This window comes from Pseudomonas sp. NY15435, assembly GCF_048068295.1.
Classification (GTDB): Bacteria; Pseudomonadota; Gammaproteobacteria; order Pseudomonadales; family Pseudomonadaceae; genus Pseudomonas.
The window spans coordinates 1-387 of sequence record NZ_JBLUQA010000034.1 but is presented as its reverse complement, the minus strand read 5'-3'; the positions used below and the strand labels follow the sequence as shown (position 1 = coordinate 387).

At 63.8% G+C, this 387-nt stretch carries 1 protein-coding gene; it reads left to right on the top strand.

The features are described 5' to 3' along the window. On the top strand, positions 1-387 hold a 387-nt coding region (locus tag ACNFH5_RS30570; protein WP_416752681.1), incomplete at both ends, for an electron transfer flavoprotein subunit beta/FixA family protein.

The following is a 387-nucleotide window of genomic DNA, read 5'->3' as shown; positions in this document are numbered from 1 at the left end:
CGCGTGGTCGATTACAACGTCAAGGTCCGCGTCAAGGCGGACAACTCCGGCGTCGATCTCGCCAACGTCAAAATGTCCATGAACCCCTTCTGCGAAATCGCCGTGGAAGAAGCCGTGCGCCTGAAAGAGAGGGGCGTCGCCAGCGAGATCGTGGTGGTCTCGGTTGGCCCGAGTGGCGCGCAGGAACAACTGCGCACGGCGCTCGCACTCGGTGCAGACCGCGCGGTGCTGGTCGAGAGCAACGACGAGCTGAACTCGCTGGCGGTCGCCAAGGCCCTGAAAGCCCTGGTCGACAAAGAGCAGCCGCAGTTGGTCATCCTCGGCAAGCAGGCCATCGACAGCGACAACAACCAGACCGGCCAGATGCTGGCTGCGCTGACCGGCTAC